At 44.9% G+C, this 20643-nt stretch carries 20 protein-coding genes, 1 tRNA gene, 1 pseudogene and 1 riboswitch; of the genes and pseudogenes, 14 read left to right on the top strand and 8 right to left on the bottom strand.

What is annotated here, in order from left to right; all coding sequences use genetic code 11:
• Nucleotides 1-131: 131 nt before the first annotated feature.
• A pseudogene (locus tag EIM92_RS04265) lies at nt 132-1487 on the bottom strand (IS1182 family transposase); the annotation flags it as partial.
• Nucleotides 1488-2232: 745 nt separating this feature from the next.
• Here EIM92_RS04265 and EIM92_RS04260 point away from each other — a divergent pair.
• From EIM92_RS04260 to EIM92_RS04215, 10 genes are all read left to right on the top strand, one after another.
• Nucleotides 2233-2385, top strand: coding sequence for a hypothetical protein (locus EIM92_RS04260; protein WP_164515034.1), 153 nt, complete (start codon nt 2233-2235; stop codon nt 2383-2385).
• 5 nt (nt 2386-2390) lie between these two features.
• Nucleotides 2391-2687, top strand: coding sequence for a hypothetical protein (locus EIM92_RS04255; RefSeq protein ID WP_164515033.1), 297 nt, complete (start codon nt 2391-2393; stop codon nt 2685-2687).
• A 354-nt stretch (nt 2688-3041) separates the two neighbouring features.
• Nucleotides 3042-4499: an IMP dehydrogenase gene (guaB, locus tag EIM92_RS04250; RefSeq protein WP_125081621.1), complete on the top strand. Its 1458-nt coding sequence runs from the start codon at nt 3042-3044 to the stop codon at nt 4497-4499.
• Nucleotides 4500-4630: 131 nt separating this feature from the next.
• Entirely contained in the window at nt 4631-6040 is a 1410-nt protein-coding gene (locus EIM92_RS04245) for a D-alanyl-D-alanine carboxypeptidase family protein (protein ID WP_125081620.1), read from the top strand.
• 177 nt (nt 6041-6217) lie between these two features.
• Nucleotides 6218-7099, top strand: coding sequence for a pyridoxal 5'-phosphate synthase lyase subunit PdxS (gene pdxS / locus EIM92_RS04240; RefSeq protein WP_110929747.1), 882 nt, complete (start codon nt 6218-6220; stop codon nt 7097-7099).
• 44 nt (nt 7100-7143) lie between these two features.
• Nucleotides 7144-7728, top strand: coding sequence for a pyridoxal 5'-phosphate synthase glutaminase subunit PdxT (gene pdxT, locus EIM92_RS04235; RefSeq protein WP_125081619.1), 585 nt, complete (start codon nt 7144-7146; stop codon nt 7726-7728).
• 163 nt (nt 7729-7891) lie between these two features.
• Entirely contained in the window at nt 7892-9190 is a 1299-nt protein-coding gene (gene serS, locus EIM92_RS04230) for a serine--tRNA ligase (protein WP_125081618.1), read from the top strand.
• 47 nt (nt 9191-9237) lie between these two features.
• Nucleotides 9238-9326, top strand: a tRNA-Ser gene (locus EIM92_RS04225).
• 583 nt (nt 9327-9909) lie between these two features.
• Nucleotides 9910-10062 carry a small acid-soluble spore protein P gene (locus EIM92_RS04220; RefSeq protein WP_125081617.1) on the top strand — a complete coding sequence of 51 codons (153 nt, stop codon included), beginning with the start codon at nt 9910-9912 and terminating at the stop codon, nt 10060-10062.
• A 397-nt stretch (nt 10063-10459) separates the two neighbouring features.
• Entirely contained in the window at nt 10460-11527 is a 1068-nt protein-coding gene (locus EIM92_RS04215) for a DUF6612 family protein (RefSeq protein WP_125081616.1), read from the top strand.
• Between the two features lie 96 nt (nt 11528-11623).
• Here the strand turns inward: EIM92_RS04215 and tadA are convergent, their stop codons facing one another.
• Nucleotides 11624-12115, bottom strand: a complete 492-nt coding sequence (gene tadA, locus EIM92_RS04210) for a tRNA adenosine(34) deaminase TadA (protein ID WP_125081615.1) — start codon at nt 12113-12115, stop codon at nt 11624-11626.
• A 342-nt stretch (nt 12116-12457) separates the two neighbouring features.
• On the opposite strand from tadA, the gene EIM92_RS04205 reads away from it, so the two are divergent.
• Together EIM92_RS04205 and rluF are read left to right on the top strand one after the other, a co-directional pair.
• Nucleotides 12458-14338 carry an ATP-binding protein gene (locus EIM92_RS04205; protein WP_125081614.1) on the top strand — a complete coding sequence of 627 codons (1881 nt, stop codon included), beginning with the start codon at nt 12458-12460 and terminating at the stop codon, nt 14336-14338.
• Between the two features lie 72 nt (nt 14339-14410).
• A complete protein-coding gene (gene rluF, locus EIM92_RS04200; protein WP_125081613.1) occupies nt 14411-15115 on the top strand; it encodes a 23S rRNA pseudouridine(2604) synthase RluF in 705 nt (234 codons plus the stop codon).
• A 77-nt stretch (nt 15116-15192) separates the two neighbouring features.
• Here the strand turns inward: rluF and motB are convergent, their stop codons facing one another.
• Nucleotides 15193-16002, bottom strand: coding sequence for a flagellar motor protein MotB (gene motB, locus EIM92_RS04195; RefSeq protein WP_125081612.1), 810 nt, complete (start codon nt 16000-16002; stop codon nt 15193-15195).
• Nucleotides 15986-16789, bottom strand: coding sequence for a flagellar motor stator protein MotA (gene motA / locus EIM92_RS04190; protein ID WP_125081611.1), 804 nt, complete (start codon nt 16787-16789; stop codon nt 15986-15988). The genes motB and motA overlap by 17 nt, the downstream gene beginning before the upstream one ends.
• A 191-nt stretch (nt 16790-16980) precedes the next feature.
• Here motA and EIM92_RS04185 point away from each other — a divergent pair, with 191 nt between their 5' ends.
• Both EIM92_RS04185 and EIM92_RS04180 read left to right on the top strand, forming a co-directional pair.
• Nucleotides 16981-17274, top strand: a complete 294-nt coding sequence (locus EIM92_RS04185; RefSeq protein WP_125084999.1) for a hypothetical protein — start codon at nt 16981-16983, stop codon at nt 17272-17274.
• Nucleotides 17275-17513: 239 nt separating this feature from the next.
• Nucleotides 17514-17819 carry a 4a-hydroxytetrahydrobiopterin dehydratase gene (locus EIM92_RS04180; RefSeq protein WP_125081610.1) on the top strand — a complete coding sequence of 102 codons (306 nt, stop codon included), beginning with the start codon at nt 17514-17516 and terminating at the stop codon, nt 17817-17819.
• Between the two features lie 80 nt (nt 17820-17899).
• On the opposite strand, the gene EIM92_RS04175 is transcribed toward EIM92_RS04180, so the two are convergent.
• From EIM92_RS04175 to EIM92_RS04160, 4 genes are all read right to left on the bottom strand, one after another.
• Complete coding sequence (locus EIM92_RS04175) at nt 17900-18259, bottom strand: c-type cytochrome (RefSeq protein ID WP_125081609.1); 360 nt, start codon at nt 18257-18259, stop codon at nt 17900-17902.
• A gap of 242 nt (nt 18260-18501) precedes the next feature.
• Nucleotides 18502-18999 (bottom strand): GNAT family N-acetyltransferase, encoded by a 498-nt coding sequence (locus EIM92_RS04170; protein WP_125081608.1) that lies wholly within the window; start codon nt 18997-18999, stop codon nt 18502-18504.
• 339 nt (nt 19000-19338) lie between these two features.
• Nucleotides 19339-19815 carry a C40 family peptidase gene (locus tag EIM92_RS04165; protein WP_125081607.1) on the bottom strand — a complete coding sequence of 159 codons (477 nt, stop codon included), beginning with the start codon at nt 19813-19815 and terminating at the stop codon, nt 19339-19341.
• A gap of 4 nt (nt 19816-19819) precedes the next feature.
• A riboswitch (cyclic di-AMP (ydaO/yuaA leader) is annotated at nt 19820-19959 on the bottom strand.
• Nucleotides 19960-20148: 189 nt separating this feature from the next.
• Entirely contained in the window at nt 20149-20640 is a 492-nt protein-coding gene (locus EIM92_RS04160) for a C40 family peptidase (RefSeq protein ID WP_125081606.1), read from the bottom strand.
• Between the last annotated feature and the right edge of the window lie 3 nt (nt 20641-20643).

The raw sequence follows: 20643 nt of genomic DNA, 5'->3' as shown, positions 1-20643 counted from the left end.
TTAAAACTAAATGTAGGTTCTCAGACTGTTGAAGTAATTGATTTTCTATGCAAGAAAACATACTTTCCACGGAAATCCAGAATCGAAAGGATTAAAATATAAGGTGAGTTCCCGTTTGTACGAGAAAAAAGCTTGGCTAGGTGCCTTGCTATTTTCTTAATGTTCTGCACTATGGCAGTCATCAGTGCTTGTTCCTGCACTTTTTCCCGGCCACGCAAACGGGAAATGCGAAGCCCATGGAGCACTTTGGCATCCGCGAAGCTTCGCTCAACTGTTTTACAACGGAGCTTATACAAGATCTGTCCTGAAGAGCTACGGTAATTCGCTTCTACTCGCTCTTTAAACCCTTCCCAAACATGCCGCTGAATTTTACGTTTACGATTTTTGCTTGATGTACAGCTATCCAATAATGGGCATTGGCCACATAAGTCAGGGTTGGACATATATTCTTTGTATCCATTGCGATTGGTTGTGTGGTAAGTCAGCTTAGATCCATTGGGACATATATAAGCGTCTTGTTGCGGGTCATAGGAAAACTCTTCTTTGGGTATAGTCCCCTCTGCTGTAGGGGCATTACGAGTAGCGATGACACTGAAAATACCCATCTCGCTTGTTTTTTTGCATATGTAGGGCGTCATATATCCTGAATCCAAAGCAACAGCTTCTAACGTATTGTGAAAGTCAAATGTATCGATCTGTCTTTGAAGTCTTTCTATATAAACGGTTGAGTCATTCACATTTCCAGGGGTAACATGGACATCCGTAATGAGATTGAATTTGTGATCGACTGTACGATGATCCAAATAATAAAACCCTTCGGGTTTACCTTTACGCTTCATAAAGCCACTTTCTGGATCGGTGTTACTCACTCGCAGTTTTTTTTCAATCGTTTCGTTTTTCACGGGCGGCAGCGGCTTTTTTCCATGACGCTCTCGTTCTTGATTAACAGCTGTCTCCAATTCTTTTAAATATTCAAGGGGCGTTTCCGTCACAACTTGCATCGATGAACGATTTTTATTCGCGTTAGCTTGGATGTGCGTTGAATCAGTAATGAGAACACGTCCCCCTACCATGTTATGACGGATGGCCAAACGGACTACTTCGTCAAAAATGTCTTGAAAAATGGTAGATCCTTTGAATCGCACATTACGGTTGTAACTAATCGTCGAGTGATCCGGCACAGGATCCGTTAAGCCTAGACCGAGGAACCAGCGGTAGGCTACGTCCGTTTTAATTTCTTGCTCTAATTGCCTTTCGGAGTGAATGCCATACAAATAACCAATCAGCATCATTTTGAAAAGGCGAATCGGGTGAATTGGAGGCCTCCCTAATGTGCCGTGATAGTAGGGGCGAGTCATCTCGGTAATAAATGAAAAATCTACGTTTTCATCAATGATTCGTAGTAAATGATCTTTTGGTACAAGCATATCTATACTAACCAATTCAATTTGATTTCTATCTTGTTGAATGTTAGGCAATTCGCACACCACACTTTCAATATATTACCTATATTATACCAAATTAACGCGGTAATGTGATCTAGATAGGGGCTTTTTCAACAGTCTGAGGTTCTCCAGTTAGATACCCACCATACGACAAAAACCAGATCACGGAGTGATTTTATAAATAACTCACCATGATAACTCACCCATTGATATCAAAAATATTATTAAAGATACCGTATCGTTATTCGCATTTTTTCACATTATTTCCGTTTATATAGGTAAATAAGTAAATCAATTAGACAGAAGGAGGTGTAGCGTTGTAATGTGATGTAAGCTGGCGGGTGTTCACCTCGTAAAGGCTCGGCTGGACGACTCTCAATTTAAGTTTATACGCAATCCGTGGAGGCGGCGTAAGAAGTGGAGTTTAATCACCCATTGATATCTTTCCAACCAATAATGCTGGGCACAATTGTCAGAATGTCAGTCTGAAGCGGAAATTTCGTTAATGGATGGTCAAAGTTGGTTTGTTGAATGGGTGCAGGCTTATCAGACTGCACTGAAACAATACTGCCGATCTCTAGTGAGTTAGTCTGGGAAGCGGAAGAGCTTGCTCAAGAAACGTGGTTGAAGGTATGGACAACTCTCTAAAAAAGGGCAGAGCCAATATGAATAAATCTTATTTGTATAGGTAGCCAACCACATATACATTGATCGTCATCGTAAAATGAGAGTTGACACAGCATTTAGTACTTTCGATCAGTTTGCGCCTCTTGGAGAACATACGGTCATGACCTCACTCTGGATCGCTATGGAGGCCCTCGTATATCATCTTCCTGTCAATCAGCGGACTGCGCCGCTGCTTGTAGATGTATTTCGTTACACGGCTGCAGAGACGGTAGAAATGCTTCATACGACTGAAGGAGCACGGAAGGAGCAGTAAAGGCCTTGCTTTATCTAGCTCGAGCAAAACTTCGATCAAAGCGTCAAGATTTAGACTCAGAGATGAAAGAGGGAGAAGGGGACGATCCACATAGCACTGTACAAGTAAGTGACCAAATCGTTTACGTCTATTTAAAAGTATTCCGAGAACATAATCCGTACGCGCTGCTAATGCTTATGAATGAATCAAAGGCACTAGCTCAAATGCTACCGCCTGTATTGAAGCACGGCAAGCCGAAGCAGCATAACCACATCCATCCTCAATACAGCGTCGTTCATATGCTACTGAATCCATCGAATTAGTGGTCATAATCGCAGCTTAAAAGGTAAGTTACTCAACGCAACTCAAATTTTCAACTAATTAGGAGGGTGTTGGATAGATGAGTACGGTTATTCCATATGAGGATGGAATGACTTTCGGAAAAGAGGGGAAACAATAGATCAATGGCAACGAAGAACAAAATGTGTTTGTACTCCTCCTGTAGACACTCGTATGCCTGTGGGAAGTCTGGTGGTATTTCCTAGTGCTTATTCTTGACAGGCTATATGCCCTTTGCTAAGATGTACAATAATATATTTTCGTAAGTGTCTTTCCGCCCTTGATATATAAGGGAATTCGGTCGACGAGGAATAGAATATAAGGGAGGAAAAACTAAGGTGTGGGAAAGTAAATTTAATAAGGAAGGCTTAACATTCGATGATGTATTGCTCGTCCCTCGTAAATCGGAGGTGCTTCCGAAAGAGGTTGATTTGTCTACGAGATTAAGCGATAAAGTTAAGCTGAACATGCCACTGATTAGCGCTGGGATGGATACGGTAACGGAAGCGGCTATGGCGATCGCAATTGCGCGTGAAGGTGGCATCGGCATTATTCATAAGAATATGCCTGTTGAGCAGCAAGCAGAGGAAGTGGATCGGGTTAAACGCTCAGAGAGCGGCGTTATCACCAATCCATTCTCCCTTACACCGGAGCATTTGGTTTCGGACGCGGAGGAATTGATGGGCAAGTATCGGATTTCTGGCGTACCTATCGTAAATGAGGAGCAAAAGCTGGTCGGAATTTTGACAAACCGGGATTTGCGTTTCGTACACGACTATAGTATTAAGATCAAAGAGGTAATGACGCACGAGAATCTGGTGACCGCTCCGGTAGGAACAACGCTTCAAGAAGCCGAGGGCATCTTGCAGAAGCATAAAATTGAGAAGTTGCCACTGGTCGATGATTCGAATACGCTCAAAGGTCTTATTACGATTAAAGATATTGAGAAGGCGATCCAATTCCCGAACGCGGCCAAGGATGAGCAGGGTAGACTGCTTGTCGGGGCAGCTATTGGCGTATCATCTGATACCTTTGTACGAGCTGAGGCTTTGGTGAAGGCCGGAGTCGATGTCATTACAGTAGATTCTGCGCATGGACACCATATTAACATTCTGGATACGGTGAGGGAGCTACGCAAACGGTACCCGGATTTAACGATTATTGCAGGAAACGTAGCAACAGGCGAGGCAACACGTGACTTAATCGAGGCAGGTGCCTCCGTGATCAAAGTAGGTATCGGCCCAGGTTCGATATGCACTACACGTGTGATCGCCGGAATCGGCGTTCCGCAAATTACTGCGGTCTACGATTGCGCATCCGTTGCTCGTGAGTATGGCATTCCGATTATTGCGGACGGAGGCATCAAGTACTCCGGTGAAATTACGAAGGCAATCGCAGCAGGAGCTCATGCAGTTATGCTGGGGAGCTTGCTTGCCGGTACAGAGGAAAGCCCGGGAGAATCCGAGATTTATCAAGGGCGGCGTTTTAAAGTTTACAGGGGTATGGGCTCGCTAGGAGCAATGAAGAAAGGCAGTAAGGATCGTTACTTCCAGGACGATGACAAGAAGCTGGTACCGGAAGGAATCGAAGGACGCGTTGCCTACAAAGGGCCTTTATCCGATACGATTCATCAGTTGCTGGGCGGCTTGCGCTCGGGAATGGGCTACTGCGGAACAGCCAACTTGGACGAGCTTCGTAATGATACGCAATTTATCCGAATTACAGGAGCAGGTCTTCGCGAGAGCCATCCGCATGATGTACAAATTACGAAGGAAGCGCCAAACTATTCTTTGTAATTAATCAACCACACCATTAATTTCCATAGCAGACTGGGCGGAATCAGCTCGGTCTGTCTTTTTTTGCGTATTCCGCTGTGATAGAATAGATTAAGCAATTGAACAAGTATACGAGGGGAGCTTTAAGATCATTGAAACTGAAAGAAAAGAAATCTAGAACATCGAAGCGACAAATCCTTCGAAAAAGCGTCGCCTCAGTTTTGTTACTGAATATGTTATGTCTATCTACAGTACCGGCAGTCGCTCTTGCTGAAGGACAGCAGACAGAAGCTACATCTACCACGCCTGCAGTGCAGCAAAGCAACTCGAGCATTCCGTCCGTGGAATCTCTGGAGCTGAAGGTTAAATCTGCGATATTATTGGAGCCGGTATCCGGCCAAGTTCTTTTGAATGTGAATGGGGATACTCCGCTACCCCCTGCAAGCATGACCAAGATGATGACGGAATACATCGTTTCGGACTTAGTGAAGCAAGGCAAATTCAGCTGGGATGAGGTAGTTACCGTTCGGGAGAATGCCTCTAAGACGATTGGTTCAAGAATCTTCCTGGCGGAAGGGGATCAGCATACGATTCGGGAATTGTACATTGCTATGGCGGTTGGTTCGGCTAACGATGCGACTGTAGCATTGGCTGAGCATGTCGCCGGCTCTGAGCAGGCCTTTGTCAAGATGATGAACGATGAGGCACAGCGGATGGGGATGACCAATACTTATTTTGCGAACTCTACAGGTTTGGATATTAAAGATATGCCGAAGGAATTCCAACCGGCAAATGATAAGGAAACAGTTATGTCTGCGATGGATGCGGCGACTCTCGCCAAGTATATCGTAACGGATCACCCTGATTTCACTGAATTTACAACGATTCAGCAATATAAGTTTCGAGAGCGTGATACGGCTCCGATGGTGAACTGGAACTACATGCTCGAAGCCAATAAGAATGTAACCAACTTCAAACAATTTGCTTATGAGGGACTGGATGGATTGAAAACCGGACATACCTCCCGAGCTGGTAGCTGCTTTACCGGTACGGCTGAACGGAACGGGATGCGACTAATCAGCGTCGTTATGGGAACAGAGGCTACGAAGACGATGAAAGCCGAGGATGTGCGGTTTATCGAAACGCGTAAAGTGCTTGATTACGGGTTCAATAACTTCGAGACTAAGCAGGTCGTTGCTCCAAAAACGACGGTAGAAGGAACGGAGACGGTAACCGTCAAGAAGGCGAAGAACGTGGATGTGCCTGTCGTTACGGATCAGGGCGTTAGCTTTGTTATTCCTAAAGGTGCAGACATGAGTAGCTTGCAATCTGCGGTAGCTTTGAACGAGGAGACGGCTCTGGTGGCCCCTCTGAAGCAAGGTACGGAGGTAGGTACCGTTACCTATTCCTACAAGGTTCCAGGCTCTGACGAGCCTGTGGAGAAGACAGTGAAGCTGATCACGGCCCAGGATGCAGAGAAGGCGAATTGGTTTAAGCTATTCCTGCGCGCGATCGGGGACTTTTTCAAGGATTTGTTTAATGGAATCAAGAATCTTTTCTAATTCTACAAAGGATAAATCCCGAGTGAATGGGTTGTATATTTAGCGTAAATATTGTAAAATATCAAGTTAGATTATCGCATGTAGATTCGAGACAGAAGTAATGTTTATGGGGATAAGGTCATATGCCAATGCCTCATAGCATGGGGATATATTTAGATTAAATCGGGAGGCGTGGATATGGAAACAGGAACATCACGTGTAAAAAGAGGTATGGCCGAAATGCAAAAGGGCGGCGTCATTATGGACGTCATGAATGCTGAGCAAGCTAAGATTGCAGAAGCCGCTGGAGCCACAGCAGTTATGGCTTTGGAACGCGTTCCTTCTGATATTCGTGCGGCTGGTGGGGTAGCTCGCATGGCTGATCCTACAATCGTTGAAGAAGTTATGAAAGTTGTATCTATTCCGGTTATGGCCAAAGCGCGGATTGGGCATTATGTAGAAGCGAAAGTTTTGGAATCTCTAGGCGTAGACTATTTGGACGAGAGTGAAGTATTGACGCCTGCAGATGAAGTGTTCCACATTGATAAACGTGATTTTACCGTTCCATTTGTCTGCGGAGCGAAGGATCTCGGCGAAGCACTGCGTCGTATTAGCGAAGGTGCATCCATGATCCGTACGAAGGGTGAGCCAGGAACAGGCAACATTGTTGAAGCCGTGCGTCATATGCGTCTGATCAACAGCCAAATCCGTTCCGTACAAAGTATGTCCAAAGATGAGCTGTATGCAGAAGCTAAAAATCTAGGCGTAGCTTATGATTTATTGCTTGAAGTACATGAGAACGGTAAGCTACCAGTTGTGAACTTTGCTGCGGGTGGCGTAGCTACTCCTGCAGATGCAGCATTAATGATGCATCTCGGTTCGGATGGAGTGTTTGTAGGCTCAGGTATTTTTAAATCGGAAAACCCTGAGAAATTCGCTCGTGCAATCGTTGAAGCTACAACACATTATACCGACTACAAGTTGATTGCTGAAGTATCCAAGAACTTGGGAACGCCGATGAAAGGCATCGAAATTTCCAAATTGTCACCAGCCGAGCGTATGTCGGATCGTGGTTGGTAATTCATCCGCTGTTTTTCTGAGTCAGATAGAAAGAAGGTTTCTCCATGAAAGTAGGAGTACTGGCGCTGCAAGGTGCCGTTGCGGAGCATATAAGAAGCATTGAGAGCGTTGGGGCGGAGGGGGTTGCTGTAAAGCACCCTGAGCAGCTCCAGGATATCGATGGATTAATTATCCCTGGCGGGGAGAGTACAACCATTGGCAAGCTCATGAGAAAATACGGATTTATAGAGGCTGTTCAGCAGTTTTCCAGTGAAGGTAAGCCTCTGTTTGGCACCTGCGCGGGTCTGATCGTGATGGCGAAGAAGATTGAGGGCGGAGAAGAGCCCCATCTGGGACTGATGGACATCAGCGTATCGCGTAACGCGTTTGGACGCCAGAGGGAGAGCTTTGAGACCGACTTGGATGTGAAGGGTCTCCAGGAGCCGCTACGCGCGGTATTTATTCGTGCGCCTCTGATCACAGAGGTGGGTGAAGGCGTTGAGGCGTTGTCCACTTATAACGATGAGATTGTGACGGCACGTCAAAAGCATTTGCTTGTATCGTCATTTCATCCCGAGTTGACGGATGATGTCTCACTGCATAAATATTTTGTAGAAATGATTCAGGAACACAATGCGGCTGCAAGATAAGAGCCGATCAGACACCTTGACTCTTTCCCAAGGGTTAAGGTTTGTTTGTTTTAAACGGAGGACGCCCGAGTTTTCCGGTGATCCCATGGCGAGCTGACTTGCTCTCCCTAAGCTTTGGTTGAGTAAGGAGGCCCAAGCGGGACGATTCTAGGAGGGACAACCCATGTTAGATGTAAAAATAATGCGAAATGATTTCGAGCGTGTTGAGAAAGCGCTCCAGGACAGAGGAGCGTCATTGGAGCTTATATCGGGCTTCGCCCCACTGGACGAAAAGCGTCGTGAATTGCTGCAGGAAAGCGAATCATTGAAGAATCGCCGTAACATGGTATCGGCAGAGGTCGCTAAACGCAAGAAGAACAAGGAAGATGCGGATGAGCTAATCCTTGAAATGCGTCAAGTGGGTGACCGTATAAAAGAGTTGGATGACGAAGTCCGGGCTCTGGAGGCACAGATCGATGAACTGATGCTGGCTATCCCTAATATTCCGCATCAGGATGTACCTGTAGGGGCTTCTGAAGAAGAGAATGTGGAGGTTCGTCGTTGGAGCGAGCCACGCCAGTTCGATTTTACGCCAAAAGCTCACTGGGATATCGCCGCGGATCTCGGCATTTTGGATTTCGAGGCAGGAGCCAAGGTAACAGGCTCACGATTCACCTTTTACAAGGGGTTGGGAGCAAGACTGGAGCGTGCGTTGATCAACTTTATGATGGATTTGCATAGCGATGAACATGGCTATGAAGAAATGCTGCCGCCATACATCGTTAATCAGGACAGCCTGTACGGTACAGGACAGCTGCCGAAGTTCGAAGAGGATCTATTTAAACTAACGGAGAATGGTTACTACCTAATTCCAACAGCAGAAGTACCTGTAACGAACTTTCATCGGGACGAAATTCTAAATGCAGAGGATCTGCCCCGGAATTATGTGGCTTACAGTTCTTGCTTCCGTTCTGAGGCAGGTGCAGCAGGACGTGATACACGTGGTTTGATTCGCCAGCACCAATTCAACAAAGTAGAGATGATCAAGATTGTTCATCCGGATCAATCTTATGAAGAATTGGAGAAGATGACAGCGAATGCAGAGCGTGTGCTGCAGTTGCTAAATCTTCCTTATCGTGTGCTGGCTCTGTGTACGGGCGACCTTGGTTTTACTGCTGCTAAGACGTATGATCTGGAAGTGTGGCTGCCGGAATCCGGGATGTACCGTGAAATTTCCTCCTGTTCTAATGTAGAGGATTTTCAAGCTCGACGGGCGAATATTCGCTTTCGTCCGGAGGCTAAAGCGAAGCCTGAATTTGTGCATACACTGAATGGCTCAGGATTAGCAGTAGGTCGTACAGTTGCAGCAATTCTGGAGAATTATCAGCTAGAAGATGGCCGTGTGGAAGTGCCTGAAGTGCTTCGTCCATACATGGGCAATGTTGAATATATTTCCAGTAATAAATTACTTGCGCGCGAATAAACTATATGGTAGAATCTGATTTGTTACACTAATCAGATTCACCTTTTGGAGAGGTACCGAAGTGGTCATAACGGGGCGGTCTTGAAAACCGTTAGGGTGCAAGCCCACGTGGGTTCGAATCCCACCCTCTCCGCCATACATATTGAGAACCCACAGAGGTTCGTCGGAGCCTGTGCTTCGTTAGCGTTACATCGCAGTCTCGACCGAAGGGAGAGTATCCCACCCTCTCCGCCATACATATACAACTTATAAATCAAGCCGCTTTCCGAATGGGGAGCGGTTTTTAATATACCAGGATGTTTTATTATATCAGAATGTATACCTTCGATGGGTTCCCCACCTGACCCAGCAAGATAAATGGACTTTTGGTATTTAAAATATGTATCTGCCGTAAAGTGTACAATTAACTGGAATCTGGGTCATTAAAACAAGGTTTCAAACCGGAAATTATGGTTCAAGTGTTTTTGTATACATGAAATCCATTTATATTCTCGTATTGATCCAAAGGCACTCAAAGTAATACGTAAAATCCAACTAAATCGGTTATCCTTCCAATTTTATGGCTTAAAGGATTGAGTTAAGTATGCCTTCAGGCGCTTTAATATGCGATAATGATGGCCCTCCAATTCTAACCAAAGTTCGCCAAGTATAAAAGAAAAGGATTGCTCACAACATAACAGGAGTAAGCGAAGCTCGATGAAAAAAGGGGGATGTATCTCATGAGTAAACCAAAGTCCTATACGGCGCCTGGAGCCCAGCCTGATGCCGAACAGCGTAGAGAGCATAGGGGCGGAGGGCCGGAGCCTTTATCGGGTTCCAAAAAGGTAAAAAATCAGAATCATGTAAGCCATAACAATCCTCAAGGCAGTTAAGCAGAACGATTTGTGCTAGTTTTACTGTTCCGTTTCCACATTAATCACCAACTAGACAACTGTTCACTCCACTCCCCTAGCCACTGGCTGAGGGATTTTTCTAATTTGCAATAATGCAGAAGATGAGGTTCAAATCATGCCATAATTAGAAGATAGCCAAATTCTAAATTAAATGCGAAAGGAAGCCGAGCTAGAAGGATCGTAACTTACTCGGTGTCTGATTTTAGACTGCGGGAAATATTCAAAGTGTGGAAAGAGAGCGTCGTAAAAAAAAGCCAATTCATAATAAAATTAAAAAAAGTGTTTCATTTTTTCATAAGTTGTTTAAAATATTAGGTGGGTCATATAAAAATATTATATATCGTCATCTGAGAGGATAAGACGGAGAGGAGCTAGTATGTCAAGAAAGTTTTATATGTCGGTACTTATTTTACTTATGTCGGTAACATTGATTCTATCCGGCTGCGGCACTAAGAAGGAGCCGAAAGAAGCGCTGCAAAGTGCAGCTGCAACAGCAATGAAAATGGATTCTTATGTATCAGAGAGTCAGATTAAACTGACGGATCTTACGATTGATACATCATCGTCTCCTGAATTGGGAGCTGTTTATTCCATGCTTAAGGACGCTGAGATAAATTTAACTCAAATGTACCAGAGAGATCCTATGCAGACGGAGGCTTCGCTGGAAGTGAAGCTGACAGGTGATTTCTCAACGACGATTACGTTGCAATTTGTAATGACCAAGGATAAGGTATTCATCAAAATTCCTAGTATTCCGTTCCTGCCTTTGCCGGAGAATGTAACCGGGAAGTTCCTTGAGTTTGATTTGAAGGAATTGGCGGAAAGCAACGCTGAGAGCTTTAATCCGGACTTGCTAGATACGGATAAGACTCAAAAGCTTGTGGCTGAGATTGCAAATGTCATCCTTGCAGAGTATGATTCAGAGAAGTTTATTAAGGATGTTGATCCGAAAGAACTTACGTTGCCGGAAGGCTTTAAGGCGAAACAAGTTGTTCAATTCTATATTACGAATGATACGTTTAAGGATGCGATCAGCATTCTTATAAAAGAAGCTCTACCGAAAGCACTTGATATTGTAGCTAAGGACGAATATCGCGAAATGCTGCAGCTGACGCCTCAGGATATTGAGGATGCAAAGAAGGAGCTCGGGGAACTTAATGAAGATGAGTTCCAGAAAGATTTAGACGAAATGCAGAAGGTTTTGAAAATTAACGAATTTACTTTTAATACGGCCATTGACAAAGACAATTATCCTTCTTATCAAGAGATGAACATGGATGTTGAATTCAGTGATCCGGATACGCAGGAAAAATTAAAATTGGCTATGGAAATGAACAGTAAATTTACGAGCATCAACGAAGCGCCGAATTTCAAAATCGGTATACCGCAGGATGCTATTACAATGGAAGAACTGGAGCAAGAAATGAACTCATTCGGCTATTAATAATTAATTAAAGGTATGCAAAAGGGCGTAGGGCGTTTCCGAGTTTATATTGAACTTGGGACGCCCTTTTGCATGGCATGGGTGTATTATACCAAACTATTTTTTACGCAGCCGTCTAAAAAACTCCGTTAGCAGAGAAGCACACTCTTCTCTAAGTACTCCAGCAGTTACTTCCGTACGATGGTTAAAGCGAGGCTCCTGGAGTAAATTCATAAGCGTTCCTGCGCAGCCTGCCTTGGGGTCAGTGGCGCCATAAATTACGTTAGGGATACGGCATTGCACAATAGCGCCCGAGCACATAGGACAGGGTTCCAGCGTCACGTAGAGTCGACAATGGAGCAGTCGCCATGCGTCTAGGGTTCGACTCGCCTCCCGAATAGCAATCATTTCGGCGTGCGCTGTGCCATCGCGAGTGCTCTCTCGAAGATTATGGCCCCTTCCTACAATTTCATCTCCAAGTACGATAACGGCGCCAATAGGAACCTCGCCAATCGCTTCAGCCTTGTGAGCTTCTTTGATTGCTTTAAGCATCCAATATTCGTCGGAATAAGTAGATGCGGGAGGGGTTACAGGATAAGACACATCCATAAAATACAGTCAACTCCTTGAAAATAATAAGAAAAAAAGCACTCTATCCAACGAACAAATATTCGTTGTTAACATGTTGTGGGTAAGTCTGTGCATAACCGTCGTTTTATCCCCATTATTATACACAGTAAGGACTTTGAGACTGTTGATATGTTCATAACTTGTGCATAACATTCTGAATACAATCTTTATTAACATGGTTTATAGGTATTTTTACTTATTGTAGGGAAAGCGAGTGGGAATATCAACGTCTTTGCAAAACATGTCGTTACAGTTATGATAATAGGAGGGGAATAATTCCAAAAATCACCAAAGGACGGTCTCTAAAGGGTGGGGGGAAGCTTGTCTATTAAAACAAAGTTGTCTCTGATTATGTCGTTTTTCGCATTGGTTCTACTTTCCTTAAATATCGCCTTAAGTTACTTTTCGACCCGGGATAATTTGAGGAATCTGAGCGAGGCTAACATGATGGTGACAGCTCGTCAGATCGCCTTGGCTGTCGAACAGAGTCGTTCTGTTAATGAATACATCAAGAGACAGAATCATGGGGAGATCAGTCGAGTTATGGCGGAAGGAATGCTCCAGATGACTAGCCCTGAACGGATTACCCAGGAGACATTGCGCTCTAATCCACATCTGCTTGAGATTACGGGCATAGATCTCGAGACCTTCCAGGGAGGCGGCAGGATCTTATTCGGTACTTATAACTATGCAAATGATACTATGGATCATAAGGCGGTCAGAGAAGTTATCCAGAAGGGAGAGAGTCTCCTACAAGATATCTCGATTAATGGGGAAAGGGGGCTGGAGAGCTTTATTCCCATTTCGCCTGTAAATAAAGGTCCTTATGTCATACGGATCGTTTCCAGCTATGAGCCGATTTCTTCGGTTATTTCCAAGCAGATGTTTAGCCAGATAACGATCTCTCTAGTCTTGCTCCAAATTGTCATTTTCGCAAGTTATATTCTGGCCGGTGAAATTATCAGGCCTATTCAGGATATTCTGATTAAAGTAAACCAGCTTTCTTCAGGAAAATTTGAGACTAGAATGCGGGTAAATCGCCGAGATGAGCTTGGTCTGTTAGGACAGAAGATCAATACGATGGCTGTTAGCCTCGGGCACTATACGGCCGAGCTGGAGCAGAAAAATGAAGAGATTCGTTCAATGAATGAGTACTTAGAATCCATCATTAGCCAGACTGCCGATGCGATTCATCTGATTGATCTAGAGGGAAATATTCTAAGGGTGAATCCTGCGTTTGAATGCTTATACGGTTGGACGAGCGAGGGAATTGTGGGCAAGAAACTAGATTATATTCCGTCATTTTTAGAGCAGGATCAAGAAGAGTGGAGGAGAGAACTGGAGCAAGGCAGATCGGTTATTCTGCCTGAGACGGTTCGTAAGCGCAAGGATGGAAGCTTGGTGGAGGTAAGCATAAGTGAATCTCCGATCTTTGATAAGTTCGGGAGGATTTCGGCTTATATCTGTATTTCTAGAGATATGACGGAGCACAATCGGATGGAAGAGCTCCTGCGCAGGTCGGAGAAACTGACGACGGTTGGCCAGTTAGCGGCGGGCGTAGCCCATGAGATCCGCAATCCGCTTACAACACTACGCGGCTTTCTGCAAATGCAGCAGCACTCCAAGACCATGAATCCACTCCATACGGACATTATGCTCTCGGAATTGGATCGAATTAATTTGATTGTAAGTGAGTTTTTAATACTAGCTAAACCGCAAGCTGTGAATTTCCAGACTAAGGACGTCCGTTATACGCTTGGGGATGTCGTTTCGCTATTGGATAGTGAAGCTCACTTACATAACATTGAGTTTAGTGTTCATTTCTCGGCGGAGACAATTCTGGTACACTGTGAAGAGAATCAGTTGAAGCAGGTATTTATTAATATCCTGAAAAATGCCATGGAGGCTATGCCTTCCGGAGGCCAAATTACGTTAATGCTGTATTCTGAGGAGCCGCATCTTGCCGTTATTCGCGTTATCGACGAAGGCGAGGGTATTTCCAAAGAGCGGATGCAGAAGCTCGGAGAGCCGTTCTATACGAATAAGGAGAAAGGCACGGGGCTTGGCCTGATGATCAGCCAGAGAATCATTGAGACTCATAAAGGCTGCTTTCAAATTGAGAGCGAGGTTGGCAAGGGAACTGTGGTCACAATTACGCTTCCGCGTTTGCAGGAGGAGGAAGTTCCCCAATTGATGGAGTAATTTATCAGGCTTGCAGTTTTGTAATGTAAGAAGTCCAAGTAAAGAGATAGCGCATACGGGGTGACATCAAAGTTGAGAATCAACAAGTTTATTAGTGAAACAGGGTATTGCTCTCGGCGGGAAGCAGACAAGCTAGTGGAGTCCGGTCAAGTGACGATTAATGGGGAGACAGCTGTCCTCGGCAGTCAGGCCGAGAAGGGAGATGACGTAAGGATTAACGGGAAGCGGTTGATGCTAAAGACGTCCAAGCACGTATACATTGCCCTCAATAAGCCGGTAGGAATTACGAGTACAACAGAGCAGCATATCCGAGGCAATATTGTCGATTTTGTAGGGCACGAGGAACGGATCTTCCCGATCGGGCGTCTTGATAAAGACTCGGAAGGTTTAATATTACTGACAAGTGACGGCGACATTGTCAATAAAATTTTGCGCTCCGAGGGACGACACGAGAAGGAATACATTGTGACGGTGGATAAGCCAATTACCCCTTCTTTTCTTAAAGCTATGAGTGAAGGGGTGCGCATTCTCGGCACGATGACCAGACCAGCTCAGCTGACACGTATTTCAGAGAGAGTGTTTCGGATTATTCTGACCGAAGGCAAGAACCGGCAAATTCGCCGGATGTGCAGTGCTCTTGGTTATGAAGTACGTAAGCTTCAACGCATTCGAATCATGAATATTCATTTAGGCAATCAGCCAATAGGGGCTTGGCGGGAATTGACATCACAGGAGAAGCAGGAGCTTGGCGCAGCATTAAATTATGAGCTGCAATAAGGGCAGCACCTTTGTTACATATTAAAAAAACAATCAGGCCTCGCTAGAGGCCTGATTGTTTCCTAAATCGTATGAGACTAAGGCGATGTCATATTAATCGCGGGAATGCCAGTTTTCGACTCCTCTTGATACTTACGGATAATCGATACTTCGACTCGACGGTTCTTGGCGCGTCCTTCGCTTGTTTTGTTTGAAGCAACAGGGTGATATTCGCCTTGTCCGGTCGAACTGAATTTTTTTGGATCCAGCTTGTCATTAAGCAGGAGGATCTTCATGAAGTTCAAAGCTCGTCCGGAACTTAAATCCCAGTTGGATGGGAACTGGCTTGTTGAGATCGGAATGTTGTCCGTATGCCCGGAGACGACGACCTCGTAATCTGGAAATTGCTCTAGCATTGCAGAAATGGCTTTAGCCAGCTTGCGAGCCTCCGGTTTTACTTCGGCATCACCTGAGTCGAACAAAGCATTATCACTAATCGTAATCATGAGGCGAGAATGATTCAGCTGCGTATCGAGCTGCGTCGTGAGTCCATTCTCTTTAATGTAATTGTCCAGACGCTTTTTGAGACCTTCAAGGTTCTCTTGCTCTCGGCGCATAAGTTCCGTTTTTCGCATCAAGCCTTCAGAAGAATCTTTAGGTATGAGATTATCACTATTAAAGTTCTTGGAGTTGCTACTAAGTGCATTCTGGTCGAGTACGCTAATACCGCCGGTAAGGACACCGCTGAATGCTTCGCTCATTTCCTCGAATTTCTTGGCATCGGTTGCGCTCATACCGTATAGAACGATAAACAGAGCCAGCAGAAGCGTCATGAGATCCGCGTAGGGAATGAGCCAGGATTCGTCAGCGTGCTCCTCCTGCGGGGCCTGTCTAGTCTTTTTGCTCACCGGATTCACCTACCTTATCTAATAGAACGGCGCGCTCCGATGGAGTCAGAAATACAGCCAGCTTTTGTTGGATGGCAATCGTTGAGACACCAGATTGGATGGATAACAGCCCTTCCACCATCATTAGGCGGATTTCAATTTCCTGTTTGGAAAGACGTTTTAGCTTATTCGCGATGGGGTGCCATAGGACATAACCCGTGAAAATACCGAGCAGCGTCGCGACGAAGGCGGCGGCAATCGCAGCTGCCAACGAATCCATATCGGACATATCGGCAAGAGCAGCGATCAGCCCGACAACGGCCCCGAGTACCCCGAGGGTCGGAGCATACATCCCGGCTTGGGAGAATATGAGTGCACCTGCCCGATGACGCTCCTCGGTAGCCGCAATATCTTCAGCAAGTACATCGCTGACAAACTCCTGGTCATTGCCGTCAATGATCATACGCATACCATTACGTAGGAAGTCGTCATCAATTTCCTCGACCTTGGATTCGAGGGCCAGGAGCCCTTCGCGTCGGGTAACGGTAGCCCATTCCATAAAGAGTGAGATGAGCTCTGCCTTGCTGATCATTTTTTGCTTGACGAATAATTTCTTGAACAACTTTGGAATCTTCTTCAATTCTGAAGAAGGGAAGCCTATGAATAGGCTCGCTGCGGTCCCTACCAAAATAATGACGTACGCCGCCGGGTTGTTGACTAAGTTGATGATTGGAGCTCCTTTAAGGAACATCCCCAGAACTACGGCGACCAAACCGAGAATAATACCGATGAGTGATGAAATTTCCATTATACACCTCGTCCTTGAGATAAATTGAAACCGTGCTTTCGTCTTTAAGCATCCTTGCGAAAAGACAGAAACCATCCAAAATTAAACGGTTATATTTTTTATCGACAGAAATCCATTTTTTTTTAAGTGGTATTTTCGTTTATAATAAGACAATGGCCTATTTAGGAGATCGTGAAGGGAGCGAATCGCCCGTGGGAGTAAAGCATGGAAGGGATTATGAATATATTTTGGCAGATTTTACGGAAGCTGTTGGCCGTATTCCGGATTGCTATGTTTTCTTTGAGATGGAGCCTGCCGAATGGGAGGGGCTGACGGATGAGGAGAAGCATGAGGTATTGGAGGCACTGGCTGAGGATCTATTCTTCGGGCTCGGATCCGAACCGGTAATCGCTGTGGGAAGCGCTGTTGTAATATATGACCCAGAAGTACATCGTATTAATGTACTAGTTGGAGAAGAGGAACTAACGTCGGTTAAGCTAATTTAATGATTAATGGTTTTCCTTATAAAGGATTTTGCATGAGCCTTGGGTCATGGTAAAATGTAAGATTAGGAGTATCTAATCAAATTATAGCTTTAGTTATTATGCATGAACGAGGCTCATGAGGAATAACAATAATCAAAAAGTATCATAAAATTTACCCATAAAACTACGTGCACTTAAAGGTACAATGGACGTACTACATAGTCTTTGGAGTTCTTGAAAAAGAACAGGGAGGAAATAATATGCCGTTTACACCACAAGAAATTGAGGCGCATTTAGAGAAGTTGGAAGGATGGGAATTGGAAGAGGGACGCTGGATCGTCCGCAAATATACGTTCTCTGAGTTTATGAAGGGTATTGCCTTTGTAGACGAGGTAGCGGCGATCTCAGAGGCCTTTAACCATCATCCTTTTATTACGATCGATTATAAGACCGTTACGCTTCGTTTGACATCATGGGAAGCCGGTGGAATCACGGCCATAGATATTAAGGAAGCTGAGCAATATAATGAAGCATTCGAAAAGATGAGTTCTTCCGAGAAAGTTTGAGGAACTGGGTATATTGGCCGAATAGGGGACACGCCCTCCGGGAACGCTAAGGTCCGGTGGGCGTGTCTTTTTTATACTAATTATTTTTTCTCAGCAAGCCAGAGTGCAACGTTCGCAATTTCCTCATCCTGCAGCTTATCTTTGAAGCCAGGCATCATAGAGCCTTGACCCTTCGAGATTACTTTGTAAAGTTGTTCAATTGACATGGTGGCACCGATATTTTGCAGATTAGGCCCAGCTAAGCCTTCCAATTGATCCCCGTGACAGCTAATACAGTTAGCTTTGACGATGGCTTCCGCTTGCTCTGCGTTCAATGTGACCTCAGGCATTTGTGTCTTATTCTCTTGCGCGACCTGCTCTTTACCAGGCAGGGTAAAGATAAGCACGAGAGCCAGCGCACATGCGACAAAGAATAGCCCGCTCATAACCCATTTTTGCATTTCAATCGTCCCTCCTATGTAAGCTACCTTATTATTATAACGGAACATGCAATTTGATCATAGCATTTGTGACAAAAAAAGCAATGAATTCCATGTATAATTGCTCAAATTTTTTAATATATATGAGCATTCTCACAGCGCATCAGGAAGGGGTGTGCAGTCTCTCCTAGAAAAGACTGTTTCATAGCATGAAAATAGCCGAGAACGCCTTACAGGTGCCCTTAGACTCCTTGAACTCCATGCTATAATCGTTCGCCACGGTATACCATGCAATAGTAAGGCTTGGATATAGCTCCAGGAGTCATTTTCTCGTAAAGGTCGGTTATGACGAAACCTGATTTCTGATAGGCTCGGATAGCCCGCGTATTCCAGGTAAGCACTTCAAGATCGATGACGTTGGATGGTGCGCGTCGCTGCCCTTCTTTGACAATCGTTAATACAAATGACTTACCTAATCCATGACCGCATAAGTCGGGCCTCATCCCAATTCCAAGCCTTGTTATGTTTTCCATAGGGAAATACTGGGCGAACCCGGCCAGATTGCCTTCCCCGTCCAGCACGGATACATATTGCTCGGCCCGCAATACAGGATTGCCGAATTCAACATCAAGAGCTTTCATTTGTTCCCAAGGCAGCCAGCTATAGATATCATAGGGGGAGTCGTAGCGCCAAGTACTGATTGCTTCCCCGTGGTGTTCTTCCATAGGAACGATGTGAAACTGAATATCTCGTTTATCCATCTTGCGCCTCCTTGTACAAATGGAAATGCCGTGCCATGGAACTTTTCCGGCTCGATCTTTTTACCATCACTGTAACGGGATTTTATTTTATTGTAAAGGCTCTATTGGTGCTGTTTTTTTTGGAGTTATGTGATTAGTGCCGGATGTTTATCGAATTATAATGAAAACGGTATTATTGCAAGGGAGGAAAATAGTGCTAAAGGCGTATAGATGCAACCTTATTCTTTTAAGTTTCGTTAATGGAGTAGAGGATGGTTTATCACAAAAAAAATGCGACGATTCTAGCAGGAATCGTCGCGGCGTATCAAAGAGGCAGTAAACATCAAATAAATAGCAATATTAGGATTGAGCGGCATGGGTAGAATAACCGTATTTGCTCAAAATCCGTTTCGCACCGACGTAACGCTTTTTGTAGTAGCTGTTACTTAGCTTATCTGTGCGAATTCCTTTGGAAGAAGAGGCATGGGCGAACTTTCCGTCACCGATATATATGCCCACATGAGATACCCCTTTGCCAGTCGTATTAAAAAATACGAGGTCTCCTTCTTTCAGCTGATTCTTTGCAACTGGTGTACCCTGCTTGTACTGGGCCGACGATACGCGAGGCAGCTTAACGCCCATCTTCTTGAAGACGTAACTTGTGAATCCGGAGCAATCGAAACCGCTTGCCGTCGTTCCTCCGAATTTGTAAGGCGTGCCATAGACTGCTTTAACTGTCTTGTTCAATGTTGTGTCCGAGTCCGCGTAAGCGTTTGCTGCTCCCATCGTAAAAAGAATGGCTAAGCTCGTCGCCGCTGCTGTCAATGTCTTTCTCAAGTTGTATTACTCCTTCCAAGGCCTGCGAGGTTAGCTTAAGGGTTCGGTTGAAGGTTCCCCTATCATCTCTTTTGAAGCGAGATCAATTCACCCATAAATGGTTCCCCCGCTTCCCGGGTGTTGGGAATTCGGCTTATCAGTTGTACGCACCCGTAACTTTTACAATAATGATTACAAGTTTGTTACTTATTCTTTGGTTAGTCTATCAAAAGCCGCCATCTATTGCAAGTTTAGCCATGTGAAAAGACACTGGTAAAGTTATCCGGTATATTTGAATATAAAAAAACCTGCAGGCGATTCTGGGAGGAATCTTTGCAGGTTTTTGGACGTATGTTATTCTACATCATCATGATCTTCACTATCTACAGCAACAGCTTCGTATTTGTCTGTGCTCAGGATGCGCTTGGCACCGACATAGCGTTTGACATAATAATCTTCACTCAATTTGCTGATAATTACACCTTTTTTGGTTGAAGCGTGGGCAAAGCTTTCACCATCAACCATTACACCAACATGGGATACTCCCTTGCCAGAAGTGTTGAAGAATACGAGGTCACCTGGTTTGAGTTCGTCCTTCTTCACGGCAGTTCCCATATTATATTGGGATCCCGATGTGCGGGGAAGCTTAATATCAAGACTCTTGAATACATAAGAGGTAAATCCGGAACAATCAAAGCCATCCGTTGTCGTACCGCCGGATACGTATTTCGTGCCGAGAGCCGACTGAATGGTAGTGTCCAGTTTGGAGTCTGCGAAAGCGCTCCCAGCTCCTAATGAGAATAGAATGGAAAAACTCACTGCTGCAACGGCCAACTTTTTCTTCAAAGA

This window comes from Paenibacillus lentus, from assembly GCF_003931855.1.
Lineage (GTDB): Bacteria > Bacillota > Bacilli > Paenibacillales > Paenibacillaceae > Fontibacillus > Fontibacillus lentus.
This window is presented reverse-complemented; position numbering and strand designations above follow the sequence as displayed.